Origin of the sequence: Paenibacillus sp. 276b, from assembly GCF_900107875.1 — a bacterium.
GTDB classification, from domain to species: Bacteria; Bacillota; Bacilli; order Paenibacillales; family Paenibacillaceae; genus Paenibacillus; species Paenibacillus marchantiae.
On record NZ_FNRR01000011.1, the window covers coordinates 21,123 to 46,173 of the forward strand.

Here is a 25,051-nt window from a genome sequence, read left to right on the forward strand (position 1 = left end):
GTTGAAAATTTTTTTACACATTAACGGAGAGGATAGAAAAAACCTGAAGAAGCGAAGCGTTCGCCTAAAAGCTTTCTGAAAGAAAGCTGCATCGGAAGCATACGCTTTATCACCGGATTTTCCCTTTAAGAAAAGGGAATCAAAAATCTGGGGATAACAGCGATTAGAAGGTTGTTCTGTCATCGGAGTGTCTCGTGTAAACATCTTGGTTCAACTTGTATAACAGAAGTCGAAAATTGGTACGCATTTTGTGATATTTCTCGGGAAATAAATCGGTTGTGTTTCGCCATGAAACGCGAAGCCATGGGACATTAAAGGAGGAGCATATTGTGAGTATCAAAAGAGCGCTGGTCAGCGTATGGGATAAAACAGGCATCGTGGATTTTTGCCGCGAGCTGTCGCAAATGGGTGTGGAGATTATTTCGACAGGAGGTACAAGCAGTCTGTTGTCGAAGGAAGGCGTACCTGTCATCGGAATTTCGGATGTGACCGGATTCCCGGAGATTATGGACGGACGTGTTAAAACATTGCATCCAGCAGTGCATGGTGGTTTATTGGCTGTTCGTGACAGCGAAGAGCACAAGCGCCAGATGGAGGAGAATGGACTGGACTATATCGACCTCGTTGTTGTAAACCTGTATCCGTTCCAGGACACCATCGCCAAACCGGACGTAACGTATGAGGACGCAATCGAGAACATCGATATTGGTGGTCCAACCATGCTTCGTTCTGCTGCCAAAAACCATGCTTATGTTAGTGTTGTTGTAGACACAGCAGATTATGGCAAGGTGCTTGAAGAGGTCCGCAGCAATGGGGACACCACACTCGAGACACGCAAACGGCTTGCGGCAAAAGTGTTCCGCCATACAGCGGCATACGATGCAGTTATTTCTGATTATCTCTCCAACCTGAACGGTGATCCACTGCCAGAGCGTCTGACGGTTACTTACGAAAAACTCCAGGATTTGCGCTATGGCGAAAATCCACATCAGCAGGCGGCATTCTACCGCAAACCGCTGGCAGCCCAAGATACGTTGACAACAGCCGAGCAATTGCATGGCAAAGAGTTGTCCTACAATAATATCAACGATGCGAACGCAGCTTTGCAGATTGTCAAAGAATTTGAAGAACCGGCAGTTGTGGCGGTTAAACATATGAATCCTTGCGGCGTGGGTATTGGCGAAAGCATCTACGAAGCTTACGGCAAAGCTTATGCGGCTGATCCAACTTCTATCTTTGGTGGAATTGTGGCAGCCAACCGCATTATCGATAGCGATACAGCGGCTAAACTGAGTGAAATTTTCCTGGAAATCGTACTGGCTCCTGACTTTACACAAGAGGCACTCGACATCCTGACCAAAAAGAAAAATATTCGTTTGCTCAAAACGGGTGAACTGAACGCTGCCCGTAATCGGGAGAGTAAGTTCGTAGTTACCTCCATCGACGGCGGTATGATTGTGCAACAAAGTGATGTGCATTCAATTGAAGCAAGCGAGCTCAAGGTAGTTACAGATCGTGCACCATCCGAAGAAGAACTGAAACAGCTGTTGTTTGGCTGGAAAGTGGTTAAGCATGTGAAATCCAATGCGATCGTGCTTGCAGCAAACGACATGACTGTAGGTGTTGGCGCAGGGCAAATGAACCGTGTCGGCGCAGCCAAGATTGCTATTGAACAAGCTGGAGAACTAGCCAAAGGTGCCATTCTGGCATCCGATGCGTTCTTCCCAATGGGCGATACACTGGAACTTGCAGCCAAAGCTGGAGTTACAGCCGTTATTCAACCAGGTGGTTCGATCAAGGACGAAGAGTCCATCAAAGTAGCGAATGAATACGGCATTGCCATGGTCTTCACTGGCGTTCGTCACTTCAAACACTAGAGCGAAAAAGGTTTAATAAGGGGTGTCGCCTGTCATGCTTATGACTTATGGTACACCCCTTCTTTTTTAGGATATTTCAACACGTAATAGTATTACAAAACCAGTTATGCACGAAGGGGGAACAACGCTAATGGATATTCTGGTAGTGGGCGGCGGTGGCCGGGAACACGCAATCATATGGGCACTGGCGAAAAGTCCGAAGGCAGGCAAGATTCATTGTGCTCCGGGAAATGCAGGCATTGCACAGATTGCCGAGTGTCATCCGATTGCGGTAAATGAATTCGATAAACTGACGGCGCTTGCCACGGAGCTTAACGTGGGATTGGTTGTTATCGGGCCAGACGATCCGCTCGCAGACGGCATTGTAGATGCTTTTGATAAAACAGGCATTCCGGTATTTGGACCACGCCGCAATGCAGCAGAGATTGAAGGCAGCAAAACGTTCATGAAAGACCTGCTGCATAAATACAATATTCCGACTGCAGCCTATGAGAAGTTCGACAATTACGAGCAAGCGCAGGTTTATCTGAATGAGCAGGCGATCCCTGTGGTAATCAAGGCCGATGGGCTGGCAGCGGGCAAAGGTGTGACGGTAGCTTATTCGCGTGATGAGGCTGACCAGGCACTCCGCAGCATTATGGTGGACAAAGTATTTGGTGAAGCAGGAGCCAAAGTCATTATCGAAGAATTCCTGGCAGGTCAGGAAATGTCGATTTTGGCGTTTGTCGATGGGGAGACCGTTCGTCCGATGGCTGCTGCACAGGATCACAAACCGGTATTCGACAATGATCAGGGGCCAAACACGGGCGGAATGGGTACATACTCGCCATTGCCACATATCCCGGCTTCGATTATTGAAGAAGCGGTAGAGACGATTATCAAACCAACAGCCAAAGCGATGGTATCCGAAGGGCGTCCGTTCCAAGGTGTATTGTTTGCCGGGCTGATGATTTCACCAGATGGTAAACCCAAAACGATTGAGTTCAACGCTCGTTTCGGTGATCCCGAGACACAGGTCGTATTGCCGCGTCTGAAGAGTGATCTGTTCGATATTTTCTGGGCAACTGTGCACGGGAAATTGGCGGATATCGAGATTGAATGGAGCGACGAAGCCGCTGTATGTGTGGTGCTTGCATCTGGAGGCTATCCTGGTCCATATGCAAAAGGTGTTGTCATTGAAGGACTGGATCAAGTCGACGAAGCAGTGGTATTCCATGCTGGAACAGCACGCAATGAATCTGGAGAATGGGTCACCAATGGTGGACGAATTCTAGGCGTTGTGGGTCTTGGTTCTGATATTGCCGAAGCTAGAAACAAAGCCTACGCTCAAGCGGAACGTATCCATTTTGACGGTAAACATCAACGTTCTGATATTGCTGCCAAAGCGTTGGTATAACTAATTCTAATTAATTGTAACTTGATAAAGTGAAACCTAAGGGCCCGTAAAGATGTACACCGAAAAAGGTGTTTGCATCCCGCGGGTCCTTTTCAACGTATACATGATTATGGTGTAATTGCTGGACGTGTCGCAGTCCGGATACGGCAAAGAAGAATGGCTGTAAATAAAGGCCTGTAGCAGGTTTAATCGACTAAAGTAAAGGGTACCATTTCTATAAACTGGTCTATACTAATTATGTGAACCATATCACATAAAATGAACTGTAGATGCGAGAAAGACCACATACATAAAAGTTTATTTTGTGAACTCATTTTATAATCTATATTCCAAACCATAACGTGCAACTGGATGGTTTGGCGTAGAACATGTTATACTTTTCTGAAACAGGAATGAATAAGAGGGGAGGTGGATATCTATTGGGAAGGCGATATTGTAAACTGTCCAAATGGAGAATTTTGGTGGAGTAAATCGAGAAACAATGACAGCATGAGGGGGGAACCCTGTTTTTAGTGAAGTAGTTTCTATAAGTGATTGACTTCATCCTGAATTCCTGTTTTGCAATTTTACAAGGTCAAAGTACAACCTATACACACTTTATCTTTTCGATTTCATATAAGGCATACGCCATATTGAACGTCAATCAGCTGTTGAATGGTTAACGAAGTTAACCAATGACGCTGTAACTATCTCTGGAGGTGAATCCCTGAGAAGCGGGGAAATCATTGGACATAATCACCATATTAAATATTGTATTACTCATTATCTTGATTGCATTGACCGCATTTTTCGTTGCATCTGAGTTCGCTGTGGTTAAGATTCGTACATCAAGAGTGGATCAACTGGTTGCCGAGGGGAATAAAAAAGCCATATTGGCCAAAAAAGTAGTCTCGGACCTCGATTATTATCTGTCAGCCTGTCAGCTCGGTATTACCGTAACTGCCCTTGGATTGGGAGCGCTCGGTAAGCCAACCGTTGAAAGGTTGTTATACCCGGTATTTAATTATCTGGACGTATCAGCTTCCATATCGGCGGTTGCTTCCTATGCGATTGCCTTTATCCTTGTCACGTTCCTGCACGTTGTGGTTGGGGAGATGGCTCCCAAAACGATGGCGATTCAATTTTCGGAAAAATTGACACTGTTGCTCTCGCCGCCGCTATATTGGTTCGGAAAAATTATGTATCCCTTCATTTGGGCGCTCAATGGTGCATCCCGCGTGCTTCTTAGGGCATTTGGCGTGAAGCCTGCCGGACATGAACAGGCCTACTCGGAGGATGAGATCAAAATCATCATGAACCAGAGTTATGAAGGAGACGAGAACAACAAGACCAAGCTTTCGTATCTGGAAAACGTATTCGTGTTCGATGAGCGTGATGCCAAAGACATCATGGTTCCGAGGACAGAGCTTGTGACACTTAATCAGAATATGATTTATGACGATATCATTCCGATATTGGATGAGCATAATTATTCACGTTATCCCGTCATCGAGGATGGGGACAAGGACCGAATTGTCGGTGTTGTGAATGTGAAAAAGATTTTGCCTGACATGGTTGCCCTTAGGGAGCACCAACTTATCGATTTTGTTCGGGAGATTCCCTTCGTTTCTGAAGTTACAAGTATCCAGGATGCGATGATCAAGATGCAGCAGGAACGCGTGCACATGGCTGTGGTCGTGGATGAATACGGAGGTACTTCGGGAATCATTACAATGGAGGATATTCTGGAGGAGCTTGTCGGCGAGATTCGTGATGAGTTCGATGCTGATGAAGTTGCTGACATTCAGGTAACCGGAGAGAACCAATATCTCATTAACGGCCGGGTGCTGCTGGATGAGTTGGAGCGGCAGTTTGGGATTGTCTTTGAAGGCAACGAAGAAATGGATACCGTGGCCGGATGGATTCAATTCCAGAAGGGTGTCGGTGTGGAACAAGGCGATACGGTAGAACACGGTGATTATGTCTGGACCGTTGTGGACGCAGAAAATTTTCACATTAAGCAGGTGCTGCTTGAACGTGTAAACGGTGCTCAGGTCGAGGAATCTTCCAGTGACCTGGCGTGATGTTGGTTCGATCATGACTGTAATCTAGGGTATGACTGCCCATTTGGCTACTGCGCTCAGAATTTTAATGTTTTGGCAACGTAGCAGTGTAGGGGACGGAATCGATTCTGAAGAAGCGTAGCGTTCGCGTTTGCAAACCAATTTTAAACCTTTGAAAACAACAATCAGGGAAATTTGGAGGCAATGGCGATCGGAAGAACGAGCCGTCACTCGTGCAACCTTAATATAAATTTACTTGGAGGTGAATCCCTCATTTTGAGGGAAATCATTGGACGGAATAATAGCCTTAAACTTATTTTTAGTAGCCGTATTTATCGGCCTGACCGCCTTTTTCGTTGGAGCGGAATTTGCAATTTTGAAAGTACGGATGTCCCGAATAGATCAGCTGATCTTGGAAGGGAACAAAAAAGCGGTGTTGGCCAAAAAAGTGGCTCACAATCTGGATTATTATCTATCTGCGTGTCAATTGGGTATCACGATCACAGCACTGGTATTGGGTGCGTTGGGTGAACCCACTGTTGAGAAAATGCTGCATCCGCTGTTTGAGCGATTGGAAGTCCCAGCGGCGTTGTCTACGGTACTTTCGTACGGGATTGCCTTGGCAATCATCACGTTCCTGCATGTGGTTATCGGTGAATTGGCACCGAAAACACTGGCGATCCAGTTTGCAGAGAAGATGACACTATTGCTTGCACCACCGCTGTATTGGTTTGGTAAGATCATGAATCCGTTCATCTACGCGCTGAATGGGGCTGCCCGTCTATTGCTTGGCATCTTCGGTATAAAACCAGCCGGTCACGATACGGTTCACTCCGAAGAGGAACTTAAGCTGATTATGGCGCAGAGTTATGAGAGTGGAGAAATTAATCAAACAGAGCTGGACTACCTCAAAAACATTTTTGCTTTTGATGAACGTTTGCTTCAGGAGATTATGATCCGCAAAGAAAAAATCGTCACGCTGGACAAAGAAATGCCGCTGGAACGTATGATTGAGGTTCTAAAGCAGCATGAATATACACGTTTCCCGGTGATCGAAAAAGGAAATCAGGATCACTTCGTTGGATTTATCCATACAAAGGAAATGCTTACGAGTGTTGCCGCAGGCCGGGAGTTCAATATGGATACGTTTGTACACGACATGTTGAAATTTTCGGAGTTATCGCCAATTAAGGATGTCTTGGTCCAGATGCAGCAAAGTCGTTCCCATATCGCAACAGTTCATAATGCAGAAGGGGAAACGGTTGGTCTGGTTACGATGGAGGACATTCTTGAAGAAATTGTTGGAGATATTAAGGATGAGTATGATGGCAAAGATCTGGTTCAACCGCCTAAGCGATTAAAATTAACTAAAGCGTAATACGAAGTTTCAAGGATTGATGTTGTGTGGTGGCAAACAATTGAATAAGATTTAAGGAAAACAGGTTTCCGAGTGATCGGGGCCTGTTTTTTTGTCCATGTCAGTATACTCAGGCGTAATTCAGCAGGTTAAAAAGCATATATCTTAACTTTAAAACAAAAGCTTGCTTATTTAGGGTTAATGGATTAATATAAATTTAAAGAATCTTAATTTAAAGATAAATAACAAAAAAGTGATGCATAACAAACTGCTAAGTATAACAACGATACAAATAAAACAACGATACAAATAAAACCAAGGGAGTGGAGATTATGTTCAGAACTTCAGGAATCCATCACGTTACGGCTTTTGTAGATGATGCACAGAAAAATGTTGATTTTTATGCAGGTGTATTGGCACTGAGAATGGTGAAAAAAACGATTAACTTTGATGCACCGGATGTGTACCATCTGTATTATGGCAATGAGGATGGGGCACCGGGCACCATCATCACCTTCTTCCCTCAGCAGAATGCCAGAAGAGGAGTTATCGGTGCAGGACAGACTGGCGTAACTGTATATGCGATTCCGGTGGGCAGTCTGCCATTCTGGAAAGAACGTCTGACATCCTTCGATATTCCATTTGAAAATAAAACAAGATTTGGCGAGCAGTACATTCGCTTCTTCGATAAAGGGGGTCTCTTGCTCGAATTGGTCGAGCGTGATGGAGGCCAGCCAAGTCAGTGGGCATTCAACGGTGTGCAGTCTGAACATGCCATCAAAGGTTTTGGTGGAGCTGTGTTATTCAGCCATGTACCTGACAAAACAACGGATGTGCTGACAACGATGCTCGGTCTGGAGAAGGTAGGAGAAGAGGATGGAATCATTCGTCTGCAGGCGAGTGGTGACGTCGGTCAACTGATCGACATTCAATCGACTGGAATCCAGCGGGGAATTGGCGGAGCAGGGACGGTTCACCATATCGCATGGCGTGCAAAAGATTATGTCGAGCACGAACAAATGCAGCAGGAGCTTCAAAAAGCCGGATATCATCCAACTCAGGTCATTGACCGTCAGTACTTCAACGCTGTGTATTTCCGGGAACCGGGAGGTATACTGTTTGAACTGGCTACTGATCCTCCAGGATTTGCACGGGATGAACCACAGGAGAGCATGGGCCAAAAGCTGATGCTGCCTGAATGGTACGAACCACAGCGTGAGCAGATTGAACAGTTGCTGCCACCTATTCAAGTACGTGAATGGAAAGGAGAGTCCAAATCATGAGTACTACTAATACAATGAAACATATTTATAAAGCAGGTTCTCAGCCAAATGCACCCATACTTTTGTTGCTGCACGGGACAGGTGGAACGGAGAACGATCTGGTAGGTCTGGCCGAGATGATTGCCCCAGGAGCTGGTATTCTGGGGGTGCGTGGTAACGTATCCGAGAATGGAATGCCCCGTTTCTTCCGCCGTTTGGCGGAAGGGGTGTTTGACGAAGAAGATCTCATTGCACGGACAGCGGAATTGGGTTCATTTGTGGATGCAGCTGCTGTGGAGTATGGCTTTGATCGTGCCAATGTCTTCGCACTGGGCTATTCTAATGGAGCAAACATTGCAGCAAGTCTGATCTTCCATCAGGCTGACGTATTCAAAGGAGCGATTCTGCACCATCCGATGGTACCGCTTCGTGGTTTGGAATTGCCGGACCTGAAGGGGCTGCCTGTATTCATCGGCGCAGGAGAGAACGATCCAATTATACCGAAACGAGAAACGGATGAATTGGCCTCACTACTTAGCGGTGCAGGTGCAGCTGTGCACATGCACTGGGAGCGTCAGGGGCATCAGTTGACCCGTACCGAGGCGGAGGCTGCTACGGCTTGGTTTAAGACTCAGGCTTAAAAAATTTGACTGGCATTTTAAAAGGGATGTCCCATAGGTCATGAAAATGACGGGGACACCCCTTTTTTGCCGTTTTTAAGGTTTAACGAACCGAGCAGCATGCTACTAGTTCCAATTTCCAACGATCCACTTTTTAATGAATCAGAGCGACACTATGCCTTGTCCTAAAGTATGGAATAATCTATAATCAAGTAATTGATAATGATTTTCAATTAGATGCGGTTTGTTTGCGAATGGTAAATGATGCGAGCTCAGGCGCAAGAACAGAACAAAAGTGATACAATAAAAAGAAAAAGCAATGCTTGCATTGCCAACCAAGATAAGCGGAGTGTGGATAAGAGATGAAACCAGTGGAACAAGAACCAACGGGAACTGCCAATCCCGGCCGTACCGGTGTTGGCATGGAAGATATCGTGCGCGCACATCATGTGCTGCGTGAAGTCATTGTAAGAACACCGTTGCAGCGGGATGCTGTATTGTCGGCCAAATATAACTGTAATGTGTATCTTAAACGGGAAGACCTGCAGGTGGTCCGTTCGTTTAAAATTCGTGGAGCATACAACATGATTCGTAGTCTGACTCCGGCTCAACTGGAGAAAGGCATTGTCTGCGCGAGCGCAGGTAACCATGCGCAGGGAGTTGCTTTTTCCTGTAACGCGCTTAGCATTCACGGGAAAATCTTCATGCCAAGCACAACTCCTAACCAGAAGGTGAAACAGGTACGTCGATTTGGTGGAGATAATGTTGAAGTTGTGCTGACAGGTGATACGTATGACGATGCTTATGAAGAAGCTATGCGTGCGTGTAATGAACAGGGTATGACGTTTATCCATCCGTTCGACCAGCCGAAGATCATTGCAGGTAATGGTACGGTGGCGATGGAAATCATGGAGAGTCTGGATGAAAAAGCGGATTATGTATTCGTCACAATTGGTGGCGGCGGTCTGGCTGCTGGCGTTGGAACCTACATGAAGACGGTTAGCCCGGAAACACGTATCATTGGCGTAGAACCACTTGGCGCGGCTTCCATGAGTGAGGCCATGTTCCGTAAGCAGGTTGTCACGTTGGATGATATTGATAAATTCGTGGATGGTGCTGCGGTGAAACGTGTTGGTGACCTGACCTTCGACATCTGTAGTGAAACGTTGGATGACATTGTGAAGGTGCCTGAGGGCAAAGCCTGCACCACCATTTTGGAGCTATATAATGAAAATGCTATCGTTGTGGAGCCTGCCGGTTCTCTAGCGGTTGCTGCACTGGAGCAGTATCGCGAACAAATTGCGGGTAAGACGGTTGTCTGTGTGATCAGCGGCGGCAACAATGATATCGATCGGATGCAGGAAATCAAAGAACGTTCGTTGATCTACGAAGGTTTGAAATATTATTTCATGGTCAATTTCCCACAACGTGCGGGAGCTTTGCGTGAATTCCTTGTGGAAGTATTGGGACCCAATGACGACATTGCCCGTTTTGAATATACGAAGAAGCATGATAAGGAAAATGGACCTGCCTTGGTGGGCATCGAGTTGATGTACAAGGAAGATTACCAGCCGCTGATTGAACGTATGAATCGTAAAGGTCTCGCGTATACCGAGCTGAACAAAAATCTCAATCTGTTCAACATGTTAATCTGATGAATCATTCCAATGTGAAGTCGGACCGTAGTGAGGCGCAGCCTCTGTTGAGACCTGCTCGCAAAGAAGATGTGGCACAAGTCATTCCTCTGCTTTATCAGGCGATTGGTGATATTGCCTATGCTCTGGCGGGTGAAGGTGAGCATGAGAAAGCGATGCAGATTTTGCAGCAATTTTACGCGCAGGAAGACAATCGGATCAGTTATCGCAATATAACGGTAATGGAGCAGAACGAACAGGTCGCTGGAATACTGGTAGCGTATGATGGCGGAGAAGCAGATCTTCTGGATCAGCCGATTCTGGATCGGCCTGGTCGGAGTACAGATGAGAAATATACGTTGGTCAAAGAAACCCGTCCCGGGGAGTATTATCTGGATACTCTATCCGTAAGTGAAGCGTATCAGGGGCAGGGCATCGGCAAGGCATTGATGGCTGCTTTTGAGCAGCAGGGAAGGGAACTTGGACACTCCCAGGTGTCCCTCATTGTTGAACGTGACAATGGCCGTGCCTTGATGTTGTACGAACGCCAGGGCTATATCAAGGATGAAGTAATTGTCATTGCTGGACATGAGTATAACCATATGGTCAAGCCAATTCTGTAGTTCTTGAATCTGAGTTAGCCTGGTATAGGAGATTCAATTCAAATTCAATTCATCGATATCCACAAAGGAAACCGACATGGGAGCAAATCCTATGTCGGTTTTCTTTGTGTGCTTTATGTGCCTTTAGGTGATTAATACCATGCATTATTAATAGCCGGCATCGGCCCCGTTCGGAACGTTCTGTTCCAGCCATTTCTCCACCGCAGCTGTTTTCTCATATTTCGCTTCCTTAACGACATCCATAAAGGCATCCAGCTTGGTGAGGAATTCACTATCGACGGATGCAAGACGTTGTAAGACGCCGTTGTAGCCTCTTTGAGCGTTCGCAACCATTTTGTTCGTGTCATAATCAAACAGCGGTGTATTGTTCAGCCCATAAAAGGTATACAGGGTATAACTGTTCAACAAATCCTGCACCTGCTTGGCCCGATTCGATTTCGGATAAAGCTCCAGGAATCTTTCCTGGCTGAGTGCTCGAAGGAGAATTTCCTGATAGCCAATGACCAGTGCTCCGTCATCCGCTGGTAAGTTTTTCGTTTCCTTCATCATGATGATGATGTAGCTTGAAATATCCTCTGTAATATCAGAGGTATATTTCACGAGTGCCGCATAATTCATGATGGGATAGAGAGAGCCTTCTAGCATGACGAGGCGATAGCCGCTGTCTCGGGCTTCTTTTAATAGTGCACGCAGATCGGAGTCCTGGGTACGCTCCATGAGTTTGGTGAAGCTGTCGTTCGTTTGGTATACCTTGAGCATCTTGTCCTGAACGTTAGGAACGAGCAAGTGGTCCGTCATGGAGGTTAGAGTCTTCAGGCGTGCATTCTCCAATTGAAGCACCATCAGGGTGGCGTGATGCTTTGTTACTTTTTTGATATTGGATTCCAGAAAGGTGTCAGCGGCGGGTAAGCCGTTCTTTTTTTTGAGCATGGACTGAAATGTTTTATATATGGCGGTTGAACTGCTGGTGGTTACTTTGGTATCCGGGCTTGAAGGAGCGGCAGTAGCAACTCCGGATGTAGCTGCGGTTCCTGTGAAAATTGCAGCAATGGCAACGACTGTGATGAAGAATCGCATCCCTTTGCGTTGGCCAGATAAATACGATGATGTCATCTGTGTGAACCTCCCGTAATTTTAAAAATAAAAGGTTGTTATTCACTATACATTAAACGAATTTGGGAAGGATGTTGTTGCGGAATAATGACAAATTCTTCTGTTATTTTTAACCTTTGGAGGGTAGATGGTGTAAGGACATTTCTGCGAAAATATTTTTTGTGGGATTGGAAACTTTTACTCATGTTCATACGTCTTAGATGTGCACAGGAAATTACAGGAATAAAATGAAATTCACCAACGATCACAATCTAACTTAAATATTGAAGAGAATGGGGATATTGGATATGAAGAAAGCGGGAGGACGTCAAGTGAAAAAGGTGATGTCAGCACTGGCCGTATCGGCTATGTTGATGTCTGCACTACCAACGTCAGTTATGGATGCAGCTGCGAGAATTAGTATATATATCAATGATGCGGAGCTTTCGTCCGCACAGGCACCAGTCATGAAAGGTGGACGCGTACTGGTTCCTTTGCGGTCCATCTTTGAAGGATTGGATGCAACAGTAGAGTACACCAACAGAACTAAAACCATTAAGGCTAGCCGGGGTGACCAAGAAGTATCGCTTACGCTGGGTTCCAAAACGGCTTACATCAACGGCGAAGCGATCGCACTGGATGTGCCTGCAAACACGATCAAAGGAAATACGATGGTTCCGATTCGTTTTGTCAGTGAAGCATTTGGGGAGAAAGTATTCTGGAATTCCCGCAATCAGCGAGTAGATATCAAAACAACGTCCACACCTCCTGTGGATGAGACGAAATATGCAGCATGGAACATTTACGGTTCAGTATCTGGAAGTAATGGAGATGGCCGTGACCTGACTGTAAGCTTTACACGCCCGACGTCCGAGAAAGCTGTGTCCGAGTATCGTGTGATGCTGGTGAAAACCCGTGATGTAAACAGCTTTAATGAGTCTGCGGCATCGGTCGTGCCATCAGGTAATTACACATCCATTACTCCAAATGGCACTGATCCGAGATTGACGTTGAATGCCCAGACACGCGACGTGAACGGGGATTTGTTAAACACAAGTGAAACCTATCGTCTGTATGTACTTACAATGGGGAACAGCAACAACAGCTACAAAAATCTGCTGGCGTGGTCTTCCCAGTCCTTGAAACTAAACAATGTGAAAACGACGGTTCAACCTGTCACAGGCCTGCGGATCGCAGATATCAGTGACTATGGCGATGGACGTGACCTGGAAATTAACTTCACACAGCCGAGTACAACATCCAATATTACGTATTACCGTGCTTTTGTAGTTAAGGCGAAAGATGCTTCTTCATTCAATCTGACCACGGCCAATAATGTGTCCAGTTCGAATTCGACCATTATCTACAAAGGTAACAGCACAGCGGTCAAAACCCAGCTCAGTTCCTCGACACGTGATACATCCGGGGAATTGATCAAAAACGGCACATCCTATGTCGTGTATATTGTATCTGTGAGCTCCAATGCGGCAACAGCAGACAATAAACTGTCCACAGTATCATCTTCACTTACGCTGGGCGTAAACACAGCAACAGCGCCAGTCATCACGCAAGTGAAAGACAATTCGGATTATGGAGACGGTCGTGACATTCAAGTGAGCTTCAACCGTTCATCCGATGAATCTAAAGTTGCTAATTATCGAATTTTCGTAGTACGGAACTCAGTATCCAGCAGCTTCAATCTGACTACGGCAAGCAATCTGTCTTCCAGCTTGTACTATAACGTGAACAAAACAGGCAACAATATTACAACCACTCTGCCATCATCCATGAAGGACACAAGTGGTTATAACGTAACAAATCTGCAAGACTACCGGATCTACGTTATGGCTGTAGGCAACCAGCAGAACGGCTATACGAATGCGCTCTCTTCCTCCTCGACGCTATTGAGACTGACAACGAATAGTAATGCTGGAGTCGCAAGCAACATCGGAGTGGCTGATGTGAGTGACTACAACGATGGACGCGATCTCCGGGTTTCGTTTAATAGAGCTACGGATGAATCCAACGTTTCCGCATATCGGATATATGTGGTACGTTCCGCCTATGCAGGCAGCTTCACACTGAGCGCGGCTAATGCATCGAACAATTATTATCAGGTGAATAAGACTGGTGGAAATCAGTCATTTACTCTTCCGAGCAGCGCGGTAGATACTAATGGATCTCGAATCTCTAATGGTGTTTCTTATCGTGTGTTCGTCCTGTCGGTAAGCAATAGCGGCAATTCCAGCCAGAATGCATTGTCATCTTATTCTTCACAAATTACGCTAGTACAGAACTCGACTGTGGCCGCTCCGACCTACGTGAATGCAGCGGACATCGGAGATAATGGAGACGGTAGTGATTTGCAGGTGACATTTAATAGATCGTCTAATGAGACTAATGTTTATCATTACCGTGTTTTCGCAGTCAAAACGGCGAATTTGGGTGGGTTCGATTTGGCAGAAGCAAATCGGAATCCAAACTATAAAGTTGTGAATAAAGCTAGCGGAAGCGGAAATTATACTTTGACTTTAAAGGATGTAAAAGCAACAGATGGTACAGATATTCGAAATGATGAAAACTATCGTATATTTGTGCTCGCAGTAAGCAATAACAGCAACTCTTCCAATGTGCTGTCCACAGCTTATGCTGATATTAAATTGTCTGTAACAAGTGCTGTTGGAGCAGTTAAAATCACTGATGTAGAAGTTAAAAATGAAGAGCAGGCTGCTGGCGATGCAACGGATGTAACTTTGAAATATACGGAACCAGCTTCAAAGGTAGGGATCAGTCGTTATGTTGTAATGATTGCCCCGACTGGAAGCACATTTAATCTAAGTATGGCAAAGAATATTGCATTAGCTAATGATAGTAGATCTGTAGAGTTAAATGGAAGTCCGGTTTTACTTTCAAATGCTCTGCTTGACATTAACGGTAAAAATATTGAAGCAGGTAAATCGTATACTGCATATATTTTATCAGAGTCCTCCGACAGCAAACGTGATTCAAGCATAGCTAAAGCTACTTTCATAATTAATGCTAAAAAACAGTCACCAACATTTGTAGAGAAGGTTGCAGATGTGAAGGCAACGGCAACCGATACTTCGATTAGTGTAAGTTTCACCAAGCCTAGCAATGAAACTGGAATTGCAGGCTATGATGTTTACATTGTCCAAAATGATAGCACCACATTCGATAACGGCCTTGGTAGTCGAGTAGCCACTGTGAATAGTGGGGCTGGCAATCCATCAACAGCGAACGTTAACATTACCAGTAATTCAATGGATTCGGATGGAGCTGTTTTCAAACCAGGAAAATATAAAATCAGAGTGGTTTCCGTGTCTAGTGACTCTGCGAAATATACAACCACAAGGTCAGATATAGCTACATTTACTATTCCGGCAGTTCCTACGTCCAATCCGGATAATGGTAGTCAAACTCCTACTGGAGAAACTCCACCTCAATAATTGTAAAGAGTTTGATGCTTTGATGAGTAGTTTGTTTTGTTAAGCGCCAGAAGTAGTGAAGGGGACGGAATCGATTCTGAAGAAGCGGTAGCGCTCGCCTTTGTCTCCGAATTTAAACCTTATAAAGGTTGAATCAAATAAATTTGGAGACAAGAGCGATCGAAAGAACGATCCGTAACCGGAACGGTCACTCCGAGAACCAACAATTTTATCTTTCAGTTATGTTAACAACTCAGGCTCCCTTTCCAAAAGTGAAGGGGAGTTTTTCTTAATCTCAAAGGTTGTTCTGCTAATGTAGTGAATTCTCTGAATCAAATATACTGCACTATAAAATCCTGTCACCAAAAAGGTTCCTTTGGCCGTTGCTGCAACGGGGCAACCGATGGATAATAGGAGAAAGAAGAGCATGATCCGAAAGGACTGATGGGATGCTTGCATTTCGCTTGACCGGCCTGCCGGATTCCCGGTTGCCTCTGTATCTGTATTGTGTGGGGACACAAGAAGAAAAAGTTCAGTTTAGACCGGATGGATTTCCGGTGTATCAGCTTTTTTTATTACGCAGCGGCAAAGGGGAATTTAAGGTTCCAGGTGAAGGAGCGTGGACAATATCGGCGGGTGAACTGTTCGTGATGGAACCTGGGGTGGCTCATGAGTATATTCCGCATTCCAAAACACACGGAGAGCTTGGATATATCGGCATTGGTGGAGAGGCGGCGGGGGCGGTGCTTCGGTCGGCAGGACTGCTGCTGTTGGGGCCACTGCGTTTGTCCGAATTTGAAAAGTTTTGGTCACGAGTGACGGCTATCTGGCACTCACTGGACGATGGGATGACTGAAATGTGGAACAGTTCAACGATCATCTACCAGCTTATTCTGGACATGTCCCGGTCCATCCTCCCGCTGCATGATGAGACAGAAGAGCGAGAAGCAAGGAGTGGGCTATTAACACGTTCTGAGCGTGAGTCTGAATCGGCAAATGTAGCATTCACCCGAGCAGTGTCGCTGATGCACACACACTACCAGGACGATTTGCTGCTGAAGCATGTAGCTGAAGCCGTTGGTTATTCGGTGCAGCACCTGAACCGATTATTTCACCAGAGACATGGGGTGACGGGACATCAGTACATGCAGCGATTGCGTTTGCAGAAGGCTTCGGAATGGCTGGACAAGCATCCACGAGCAAGTGTAAGAGAGGCTGCGGAGACGGTTGGTATGGAAGTTAACTACTTTATCCGCATGTATAAGCGAGAATTCGGAGAGACTCCAGGCAAGGAGATCAAGCATCGCATTCAGCTCAAAATGGAGAAAGACTCTACGGGCCCTGTGGATCATCTATCTGAAGCTTTACATGAACATTCCTTTCGAAGGCGGGATTAGTTTCAAACGAGTTGCTGGCCGTATCTAAGGTTACAAATAAGATGTGGTACGTGATCACTTTTCCTCTGCTATTTAAAAATATTATAAAAGTTTACCTGAATGGTCTGAAAATAAAAATAGCTGTCGAGAATTTCTCAACAGCTGGCAAGGGGCCATAATGGCCCCTTTTTTGAAACTCGATATTCTATCTCATCACCGAATGTCGTACTTCACTCATACTTCATCATCTTCGCACACCACATAACTGTACGAGATACCCAAATGATCCTACCCCACAAAGGGGATCCTTACGCTTTCTTTTGTCCGAATAGTGGTCTCAACGTAGCCAATCCCACAATCCCGATTACGAGACTAATCCACGGAGCCAGCGTAAATACGGGAAGGCTGTCACGCAGAGGATATCCTACAAATAAGACAAGCACAACGATAACGATATAGATGACGATTCCGCGAAGATTGACCTGTGGTCTGGCCGTCTTGTCTGCTCCCTGATCATCTGGACGCTCAGCAAGGCGGCGAAGCATTTCAACCAATGCAATACCTCCAACCGCCGCAACGATTAGGGAGAACAGGCTGATATGGCTAAATGGTTCCGTATCTCCACCCGTCCAACCAATAAATAGCCCAACTGCACCTTGAATCAGCATGACAAAAGACAAAGCTGCCCAGGAGATCATGAAGTACCATTTGGGCGTCCGTTTAACTTGATCCTTAGTCTCCGCAGGCTCGGCTTCAACTGCTGCTGCCTTCTTGGCTGACGTACTGGTTTTATTGGATTTGCTTCCGCCCCGTACGGCCGTACTTGAAGCTCTGGATGAGTCCATATTTGATTCACCAGCAGTTGCGGACGGATTATTGTCTGCTACTCCTAGTTGTGAATAGATATCCTTTTGCATATCAGGTCCATATAACTCACGAGCAGGCTTGCCGTCACACTGAGCTTGTACGATGGCTCTTCCAGCCGAGAGAATCCATTCTTCCTGCGTTCTCTCATCGGCAGGTGCTTGACGCGCAATGGTGCTGATCTGATCAAACAGTTTTACATGTTCCGGTGTCATCTTACTCATTTCGGTCATTTGCCGATTCTGTATTTCTTTCAACTTCTTATAGGAAATCCCCAATGATTGCTCCCCCTGTCTACACACGTTCTGATCCCCGGTGAATCTGGAGACCCTGACGGTATTTTAGTATACGGGAAGGGCTCTCGTTTCGCAAAGTCATTCCTTATAAAACAACTGTTTACGATTCGACCATAGCCCTGCGCAGGCCAGAATGACACAGGTGCATAACAGCACCAGTTTTCCGTGACTACGAATCCATTCCAAGATGTGTTCCATGAATTCAACCCTTTCGCCAGAAGGAATTGGAGGCAAATGTTGGCTATGATATATGGCTTAGGTTCTCCGTGGTTCGACGTTAATATGCGTAAGTGCTCATCCAGTTCTAACGATTGTGTGAAGAATGAATAAAGTACAGCCGATTCCACCACAATAGTAGCATTTCCAACAGAAACCAGGGATTGGAGTGTGGCAGGGATGGATCAACAAACAGAACAATTAACAAGGAAGCTGCTGCTAAACAGCAACTCCCGAGGAGTAACGGATGAGGTTGTGCCAATGGAGGAGACGTTGGAGGATGCGGAGTATGCGGAAGAGTATTCAGAAGGAACCTTTCAATCAGGGAGCTTCTGGGGGAGCTCAAATTCGGTTCATGAACATGAATGGCAGGGTCGAGTAGAGACCCATGAGATGTTCCGTCGCAGTTATGAGTAGTGGCCTCAAATATTAGGAATGACTCGAGTCAGCTGTTGTCAGCTTGGCTCATTTTTTTTGCGGAATTACCGATAAAATGTAGACAAGGTACGTCTGGAAATGGACATTTCCTCACGTTGACTTGAGGTTCACAGGATGATAATATACTAATATCATCTTAATACACATTAAACTTATCGGATTTATATATAATTAACAAAGTGAACATGAGCAGGGAAGAATGGAAAGGGGAAATAGGCATGGAGCGTCAGATCAGTATTCGTCATGGGCAGGAAGAATTAACAGCCACGATTCATTATCCGGTCGTTAAAGACATCAAGGAGGGAAATCACCAACAGCGCGTGCCTCTTGCTGTCATCTGCCATGGATTCGTAGGAAGTCGGATCGGTGTAGATCGTCTCTTTGTGAAGACCGCCCGTGAGCTGGCCGAAGATGGGTATTTGGTGCTGCGCTTCGATTACATCGGCTGTGGGGAGAGCAGCGGTGAGTATGGAGCTGAAGGACTTGAATCCATGATTACCCAAACACGTTCTGTGCTGGACTATGCGGTAAATTGCAGTGATGTAGATCCAACCCGTGTAACGCTGATTGGTCATAGTCTGGGTGGAGCTGTTGCTCTGCTGACTGCTGTCCGCGACAAACGAGTTAAGAATCTCGTCATGTGGTCATCAGTGGGATATCCGTTCAACGATATTGTGAAGATTACCGGACGTGATGTGTACGATGAAGGGGTGAAACTGGGGTCTGCTGATTATCTTGGCTACAAGTTTACACCAGCATTCTTTGAATCACTGGCTGAACATCAGCCTTACCAGGAAGCCGTTAAATTTAACGGAGATGTTCTGGTGGTGCACGGCACGTCGGATGAGATCATTCCTGTCGATTACGCATTCCTGTATCAAAAGGTATTCTGGATGCGCCAGGAAGGCCGCTGCGACAAGGAGATTATTTTCCAGGGCGATCATACCTTCTCTTCCGGTAAAGAGCGTGAACAGCTGATTACGCGTACGAGAGAATGGCTAGGAGAGCGTCAGAAGATTGAACAGGATTGGCAGCACTGGATGATCTAAGAGGGCTAAATATCAATCTCTATGATTAGGCTGGAGCATTCTATAGCCAACATGGATCGGTCCATAAGGTAACATGCGCGTCCATATTGCATCTGATTGGGATGTTAGCTTGGAAAAGCGCCTTCTTCGGGGTAAAATAGAAGGGTAAGCATCCTATCCGTGTCTGGAGGTTGGCAGCAATGACATTACCCGCACTATTCATTGCGCATGGTTCTCCCGCTCTGGCGGTGGAGAGCAATGACTACACTCACTTTTTGAACCAGCTTGGAGACAGGCTGCCGGCTCCGAAAGCCATTGTTGTATTTACGGCGCATTGGGATCGTCCCGAACCGTCCGTGACAATGGATGATACACATCAGACCTTGCATGATTTTTACGGATTTCCCTCTAATATGTATACAATGAATTACTCGGCTCCTGGTCAGCCAGACCTTGCGAATGAGATCTGCGCTCTGTTCACTCGTAGTAATCTTCCACATCAACCGGTTCGAGGCCGGGGATTGGATCACGGGGTATGGGTACCGCTGTTACACATGTATCCAGAGGCCAATATTCCTGTTATTGCGGTATCTGTCGACTCGTTGCGTTCCCCGCAGGAACAGTATGATATAGGCCGGATGCTGGAGCAGCTGCGTCATGATAATGTGCTGATCATTGGCAGCGGTGGAACGGTTCATAACTTGCGTATGCTTGGCAGTAATGATGAACCGCCGCAAGACTGGGCAGTGGAATTCGATAACTGGATTGGCGAGCGGCTTGAGCAGTGGAATACGAGAGAGCTGTTTCAGTATGACAAAAAAGCGCCCCATGCCCGCACAGCAGTTCCATCTTATGGAACGGAGCACATTGCGCCTTTGTTCTATGCTATGGGTACGGCCGATATGTCACGATCTGCAAAACGTCTATTCCAGTCGTATCCTTACGGTACGCTCAGTTTAAACTGCTGGCAGTTTGGTGACGGCGTATAACTTGGAACAGACAAGAGTATGTGAACAAGTCTTTAAGTTTTATTTTGCAAATACACCTAGTTCATCGACCAGATAGACTTAGGTTATGAATTAGCCGAACCAAAAAAAGGTTTCTGCGGCCAGCGTAATGGGCCTCAGGAACCTTTTTCTATGACTGAGCATACTGCAATTTAGTATAATCACTTGCGAATCTCAAAAAGCTCACATGCTATACGCGAGTGATATGCCAGTTCACTTACACTGGACTGAATAACAACGGTATTGCTGTCAAAACGGATAATGACGCCACCGGAATCAATCTGGTGATTATCTTTAAAAACACGAACTTTATGCTTCATTTCCATGGCTTCCTGGAAGTCGGCATCGGTTTCAAGGCGGCGCTGGGTTGGCATGTCATGTACTCCTTTGATTGTAATCGATCGATATGTTCATCATAATACGTGTTTCTGTCGATGGGCAAGTCAGTTGACCTACAAGCATATATAAAAAACAAAAAAGTCCTGCTCTCCAGGGGGAGGGGAGCAGGACCGTAAAATGTCTATTTAATATTTAGGCTGTTTTGTGCGTATGATTTATCGTTGGTGTATCTTTAGGCTGACTGCCTTTATTGCGAGTGAACAATCCGCGAAGGTAAGGCATTACCCAATGATCCAAACCGATTTTACCAGCATTTGCACCAGCGACTACAAGGAAGATTTCCATCAGAACTAATTGAGCATTCGTGCTTACTGTTCCCGAGAAGAGGAACGCGAAGTTCATGACCATCGCCATCAGTGCTGCAAGTGTTGTAAAGCATCCAAGAATGAGACCCAGACCTACAAGGAATTCACCCAGAGGGATAACGAAGTCGAACAGTCCTGCATTTGGTACTGCGAAGTTCTCAAGGAATGTTCCCCACCAAGCTTGAACGGTTGGGTTTTCACCCGTTGCTTTTCCTACAGCGCCTGCAAGGAATCCGCCAGCTTGGAATCCACCTGTTAATTTGCCCCATCCGTGTGTCATCCAGTCGTAACCGATATACACCCGAAGTACTGTCAAAATCCACATTGCCACTTTGTTTTCTCTAAGCCATTGGTTGAAGCTGAACATATAAACCACTCCTTCATGGAATTTAGTGTGTGTTGTTTTTTTTTTTGTTTTTCTAAGTGATCACCTTTGATGTCTTTATTGTATAGTTCAAAAGTCATTCTGTTTGTGATTATTATCACAATCTAGTTCAAATTTTAAGTAAGGTTTGAGAAGTTCACATTTAGGACATATTTTTCATCCTGTCTCAAGTTTCAAACGTGAAATGCAGGGTAGAAAATGCTCTCCTTATCGAAGACAAATGGTGCTGTGTGTGATTAAATGGAAAGAAATACGTGAAATGGTCACTTACATAAGAGCAACTACAGCCTAGATTTCAGCCATATCGTCCAGGAGGTACATATATTGAAGCAACTGAAATGGAACAAAACGACGTCAGCGGCGTCGCTGCTTATTCTGGCCCTGAGTCTGGTCGCTTGCCAGAATAAGGAGATGGTCCAGATTCCGAAGCCGGAGTCCGTTCCTACACCCATACAGGAAGAACAAGAGACAGAAGAACCTGCCACATCGCTCTACACAGCACCACTGACGGGTCTGCCTGTTGATGAAGCAATTACGCGCCGTCCGCTGGCAGTTATGATTAACAATGCACCTGCAGCGCAGCCCCAGTCAGGTCTGAGTGCGGCAGATATTATTATTGAAGTGCTCGCTGAGGGAGGTATTACCCGTTTTATTGCCATCTTCCAAAGTGAAGGTGGGGCAGACACGGTTGGACCCGTGCGCAGTATCCGTCCGTATCTGATCGAGCTTGGTGAGAGTTACGATGGGGTATTGGTTCATGCGGGTGGCAGCCCGGATGCCTATTCCATTTTGCAAAAGCAGCAGAAACAGCATATGGATGAGATATCGAATAGCGGCCCTTATTTCTGGCGTTCCTCCGATCGTAAAGCACCGCACAATCTATATACGTCGGCGGACAAGCTTAGAGAAGGGGCGGATACCAAAGGCTTTAGTCACGACTTTAAGTCCCCTGTATATACGTATAACGAGGAAGGTGCCACGTCCGCGGGAGAGGTGGCCAAGCAATTCGATATTCATTATTTATTGGAGAGTTACCGGGTCACGTATGATTATGATGAAGTTAGCGGACGATATATGAGATTGGTGAACGGAAAGGCAGATCAGGATCTGGATAACGGCAATCCCATTGGAGCGGCCAATATTATTGTAGCGGGTGCGGATCACAAGGTGCTCGACAATGTGGGCAGAATTTCCGTTAATTTGGAGCAGGGCGGTGAAGCCATGCTGTTTCAAAAAGGCAAAATGATTCGAGGACAGTGGGTCAAAAAACCAGGTGACATTATTCGATTTGTGCAAAATGGGTCCGAAGTTGCTCTTATTCCTGGCAAGACTTTTATTAGTATCGTTCCGAATCAGCCTGATTTTGCAGGGCATGTCGAAATTGAAAATTAATCCAATTTGAAGAGAAATGTAAACGCAGTGTAAAATTTCATCATCATTTTTCCAGCCATTCCAAATAATTAAGATTCATTTCAGATTTATGTGATAAGAATATAAAAAAGGATCATGCCTTATGTACAAACCGTGAAACATTTATGATAAGATATCAAAGGTTGTCATTTCATGTTTCATCGGTTATCGGCAATTTCTCGTAAAGGGGATAGAGCTATGAAGCTTAAGAAGAAGAAGGATATATTTTTTGAGACACTAGAGAACATGGCAGATACGGTCGTGCAAGCGGCTGATTATTTCTCCCAACATGTTTCCAACCTTCAGGATGTGACTCTTTTTGCCAATGAAATGAAGAAGTACGAGTCCCAGTGTGATGATTATGTGCATACCGTCATTACAGAGCTCAACAAGACATTTATCACGCCGATCGAACGCGATGATATTATGGAACTGACAACAACACTTGATGACGTATTGGACGGGCTTGAAGCAACGGCTTCCCGTTTCTATATGTACCAACTGACTGACCCGGACGAATATATTGTTCAATTCGCTGAAATTTTGCGCCAATCGGCTTACGAAATTCAGAAGGCCATTCACTTGCTGTCTCAGAAAAAATTGCTGGCGATTCGCGAGTACACGATTCGTCTGAACGATCTGGAAAACCAGGGCGACGAAGTGCTGCGCAACTGTATCAAGAACCTTTTTGCTACCGTGCCTGATCCGATTGAATTGATCAAGCGCAAAGAAATCTATGAACGTCTTGAGACGACAACGGATGCTTGTGAACATGTTGCCAATGTGCTTGAATCCATCATCATGCGTAATTCTTAAGGAGCCAGAGAATAATGGAAACAACGATTTGGGTATTGGGTATAGTCGTCTTCCTTGCACTGGCGTTTGACTTCATCAACGGATTCCACGACACGGCGAATGCCATTGCAACTTCGGTCTCGACCCGAGCACTGACGCCACGCCGAGCTATTCTTATGGCTGCGGTGATGAACTTTGTCGGTGCCATGATGTTTACGGGAGTTGCGAAGACGATTGGGGGGAGTGTAACCGACCCCACCACGCTAGATAACGGGATTGAGGTCGTCATAGTCACCTTGATCGCGGCGATTATCTGGAACCTGGTTACATGGTGGTTTGGTATTCCGTCCTCTTCCTCACATGCATTGATTGGAGCCCTTGCAGGAGCTGTACTCGTTGGCGCAGGCGCTGATAAAGTCAAATGGAGTGGATTCATTGACATCGTCGGAGGATTGTTATTATCACCTCTGATCGCATTTGCCATCGGTTATGTGGTCATGACCATTCTCAAATATATTTTTGCCAAACGCAGTCCGCATAATGTGAACAAAGGTTTCCGTACGGTACAGATTTTCACAGCAGCGCTCCAGGCGTTTACGCATGGTACCAATGATGCGCAGAAGGCAATGGGGATTATTACTTTTGCACTGGTCGCAGCAGGCGTACAGGATCATCTGGATGTTCCGTTGTGGGTTAAAATCTCCGCGGCAACAGCGATGGCACTCGGTACTTCCATCGGTGGTTGGAAAATCATTAAAACGATGGGAACCAAAATTTTCAAAATTGAACCGATTAACGGGTTTGCAGCTGATCTATCAGCCGCATCTGTTATTTTCTCGGCAACCTTGCTCCACCTGCCGGTGAGTACAACTCACGCAATCACATCTGCCATTCTGGGTGTTGGTTCCGCGAAACGTTTCTCAGCCGTGAAATGGGGACTTGCCGGACGTATCATTATTACGTGGTTTATTACGATTCCGATTACTGGGGCGCTGGCAGGATTGTTGTACTGGATCATTTTCTAATTCGAAAATCTGTTCCGGGACAAATTCTGGGTTTCAGACAAACTGTTCATAACTATGTGAATATCGGGATATGTGGACAATTATACAACCAAAAAGAAGAGACGCCTGTGCATGAACGTGTGGACAGGCTGGATATGTGGATAGCCATCCGTGGAATG

The 25,051-nt window shown here is 45.8% G+C and carries 20 protein-coding genes; 16 read left to right on the forward strand and 4 right to left on the reverse strand.

Going from position 1 to position 25,051, the window contains the following annotated elements:
• Window positions 1-329: 329 nt before the first annotated feature.
• From purH to BLV50_RS30300, 8 genes are all read left to right on the forward strand, one after another.
• Window positions 330-1,877, forward strand: a complete 1,548-nt coding sequence (gene purH, locus BLV50_RS30265) for a bifunctional phosphoribosylaminoimidazolecarboxamide formyltransferase/IMP cyclohydrolase (protein ID WP_090811736.1) — start codon at window positions 330-332, stop codon at window positions 1,875-1,877.
• Between the two features lie 130 nt (window positions 1,878-2,007).
• Entirely contained in the window at window positions 2,008-3,273 is a 1,266-nt protein-coding gene (purD, locus tag BLV50_RS30270; RefSeq protein WP_090811738.1) for a phosphoribosylamine--glycine ligase, read from the forward strand.
• A 725-nt stretch (window positions 3,274-3,998) separates the two neighbouring features.
• On the forward strand, window positions 3,999-5,336 hold the full coding sequence (locus BLV50_RS30275) for a hemolysin family protein (protein ID WP_072735723.1): 1,338 nt from the start codon (window positions 3,999-4,001) through the stop codon (window positions 5,334-5,336).
• A 268-nt stretch (window positions 5,337-5,604) separates the two neighbouring features.
• On the forward strand, window positions 5,605-6,693 hold the full coding sequence (locus BLV50_RS30280; RefSeq protein ID WP_090811740.1) for a hemolysin family protein: 1,089 nt from the start codon (window positions 5,605-5,607) through the stop codon (window positions 6,691-6,693).
• Window positions 6,694-7,004: 311 nt separating this feature from the next.
• Window positions 7,005-7,955: a ring-cleaving dioxygenase gene (locus BLV50_RS30285; RefSeq protein ID WP_371129286.1), complete on the forward strand. Its 951-nt coding sequence runs from the start codon at window positions 7,005-7,007 to the stop codon at window positions 7,953-7,955.
• 14 nt (window positions 7,956-7,969) lie between these two features.
• Window positions 7,970-8,575, forward strand: coding sequence for an alpha/beta hydrolase (locus tag BLV50_RS30290; protein WP_090811869.1), 606 nt, complete (start codon window positions 7,970-7,972; stop codon window positions 8,573-8,575).
• A gap of 341 nt (window positions 8,576-8,916) precedes the next feature.
• Complete coding sequence (gene ilvA / locus BLV50_RS30295; protein WP_064642284.1) at window positions 8,917-10,209, forward strand: threonine ammonia-lyase IlvA; 1,293 nt, start codon at window positions 8,917-8,919, stop codon at window positions 10,207-10,209.
• Window positions 10,209-10,811 carry a GNAT family N-acetyltransferase gene (locus BLV50_RS30300; protein WP_090811742.1) on the forward strand — a complete coding sequence of 201 codons (603 nt, stop codon included), beginning with the start codon at window positions 10,209-10,211 and terminating at the stop codon, window positions 10,809-10,811. Before ilvA ends, BLV50_RS30300 begins: the two co-directional genes overlap by 1 nt.
• A 147-nt stretch (window positions 10,812-10,958) precedes the next feature.
• Here the strand turns inward: BLV50_RS30300 and BLV50_RS30305 are convergent, their stop codons facing one another.
• Window positions 10,959-11,924, reverse strand: coding sequence for a hypothetical protein (locus BLV50_RS30305; protein WP_090811744.1), 966 nt, complete (start codon window positions 11,922-11,924; stop codon window positions 10,959-10,961).
• A gap of 287 nt (window positions 11,925-12,211) precedes the next feature.
• Between BLV50_RS30305 and BLV50_RS30310 the strand changes: the two genes are divergently transcribed.
• Complete coding sequence (locus tag BLV50_RS30310) at window positions 12,212-15,370, forward strand: copper amine oxidase N-terminal domain-containing protein (protein WP_177031306.1); 3,159 nt, start codon at window positions 12,212-12,214, stop codon at window positions 15,368-15,370.
• A gap of 428 nt (window positions 15,371-15,798) precedes the next feature.
• Entirely contained in the window at window positions 15,799-16,746 is a 948-nt protein-coding gene (locus BLV50_RS30315; protein ID WP_090811748.1) for an AraC family transcriptional regulator, read from the forward strand.
• 287 nt (window positions 16,747-17,033) lie between these two features.
• Here the strand turns inward: BLV50_RS30315 and BLV50_RS30320 are convergent, their stop codons facing one another.
• Window positions 17,034-17,867, reverse strand: a complete 834-nt coding sequence (locus tag BLV50_RS30320) for a DUF1129 family protein (protein ID WP_090811751.1) — start codon at window positions 17,865-17,867, stop codon at window positions 17,034-17,036.
• Window positions 17,868-18,281: 414 nt separating this feature from the next.
• On the opposite strand from BLV50_RS30320, the gene BLV50_RS30325 reads away from it, so the two are divergent.
• The 3 genes from BLV50_RS30325 (at window position 18,282) to BLV50_RS30335 (ending at window position 20,556) form a co-directional block, all read left to right on the forward strand.
• On the forward strand, window positions 18,282-18,518 hold the full coding sequence (locus BLV50_RS30325; protein WP_063568072.1) for a hypothetical protein: 237 nt from the start codon (window positions 18,282-18,284) through the stop codon (window positions 18,516-18,518).
• A 239-nt stretch (window positions 18,519-18,757) separates the two neighbouring features.
• A complete protein-coding gene (locus tag BLV50_RS30330) occupies window positions 18,758-19,588 on the forward strand; it encodes an alpha/beta hydrolase (protein ID WP_063568073.1) in 831 nt (276 codons plus the stop codon).
• Window positions 19,589-19,767: 179 nt separating this feature from the next.
• Window positions 19,768-20,556: a DODA-type extradiol aromatic ring-opening family dioxygenase gene (locus tag BLV50_RS30335; RefSeq protein WP_064642278.1), complete on the forward strand. Its 789-nt coding sequence runs from the start codon at window positions 19,768-19,770 to the stop codon at window positions 20,554-20,556.
• Window positions 20,557-20,735: 179 nt separating this feature from the next.
• On the opposite strand, the gene BLV50_RS30340 is transcribed toward BLV50_RS30335, so the two are convergent.
• The gene (locus tag BLV50_RS30340) at window positions 20,736-20,948 is read right to left on the reverse strand and encodes a hypothetical protein (RefSeq protein ID WP_090811753.1); all 213 of its coding nucleotides are present in this window, start codon (window positions 20,946-20,948) and stop codon (window positions 20,736-20,738) included.
• Window positions 20,949-21,105: 157 nt separating this feature from the next.
• Window positions 21,106-21,645, reverse strand: a complete 540-nt coding sequence (locus BLV50_RS30345) for a DoxX family protein (RefSeq protein WP_090811755.1) — start codon at window positions 21,643-21,645, stop codon at window positions 21,106-21,108.
• 342 nt (window positions 21,646-21,987) lie between these two features.
• Here BLV50_RS30345 and BLV50_RS30350 point away from each other — a divergent pair, with 342 nt between their 5' ends.
• The 3 genes from BLV50_RS30350 (at window position 21,988) to BLV50_RS30360 (ending at window position 24,893) form a co-directional block, all read left to right on the forward strand.
• Window positions 21,988-23,055, forward strand: a complete 1,068-nt coding sequence (locus BLV50_RS30350) for a DUF3048 domain-containing protein (RefSeq protein WP_090811757.1) — start codon at window positions 21,988-21,990, stop codon at window positions 23,053-23,055.
• Window positions 23,056-23,271: 216 nt separating this feature from the next.
• Window positions 23,272-23,889, forward strand: coding sequence for a DUF47 domain-containing protein (locus BLV50_RS30355; protein WP_063568078.1), 618 nt, complete (start codon window positions 23,272-23,274; stop codon window positions 23,887-23,889).
• Window positions 23,890-23,903: 14 nt separating this feature from the next.
• Window positions 23,904-24,893 (forward strand): inorganic phosphate transporter, encoded by a 990-nt coding sequence (locus BLV50_RS30360; RefSeq protein WP_063568079.1) that lies wholly within the window; start codon window positions 23,904-23,906, stop codon window positions 24,891-24,893.
• The last annotated feature ends 158 nt before the right edge of the window (window positions 24,894-25,051 follow it).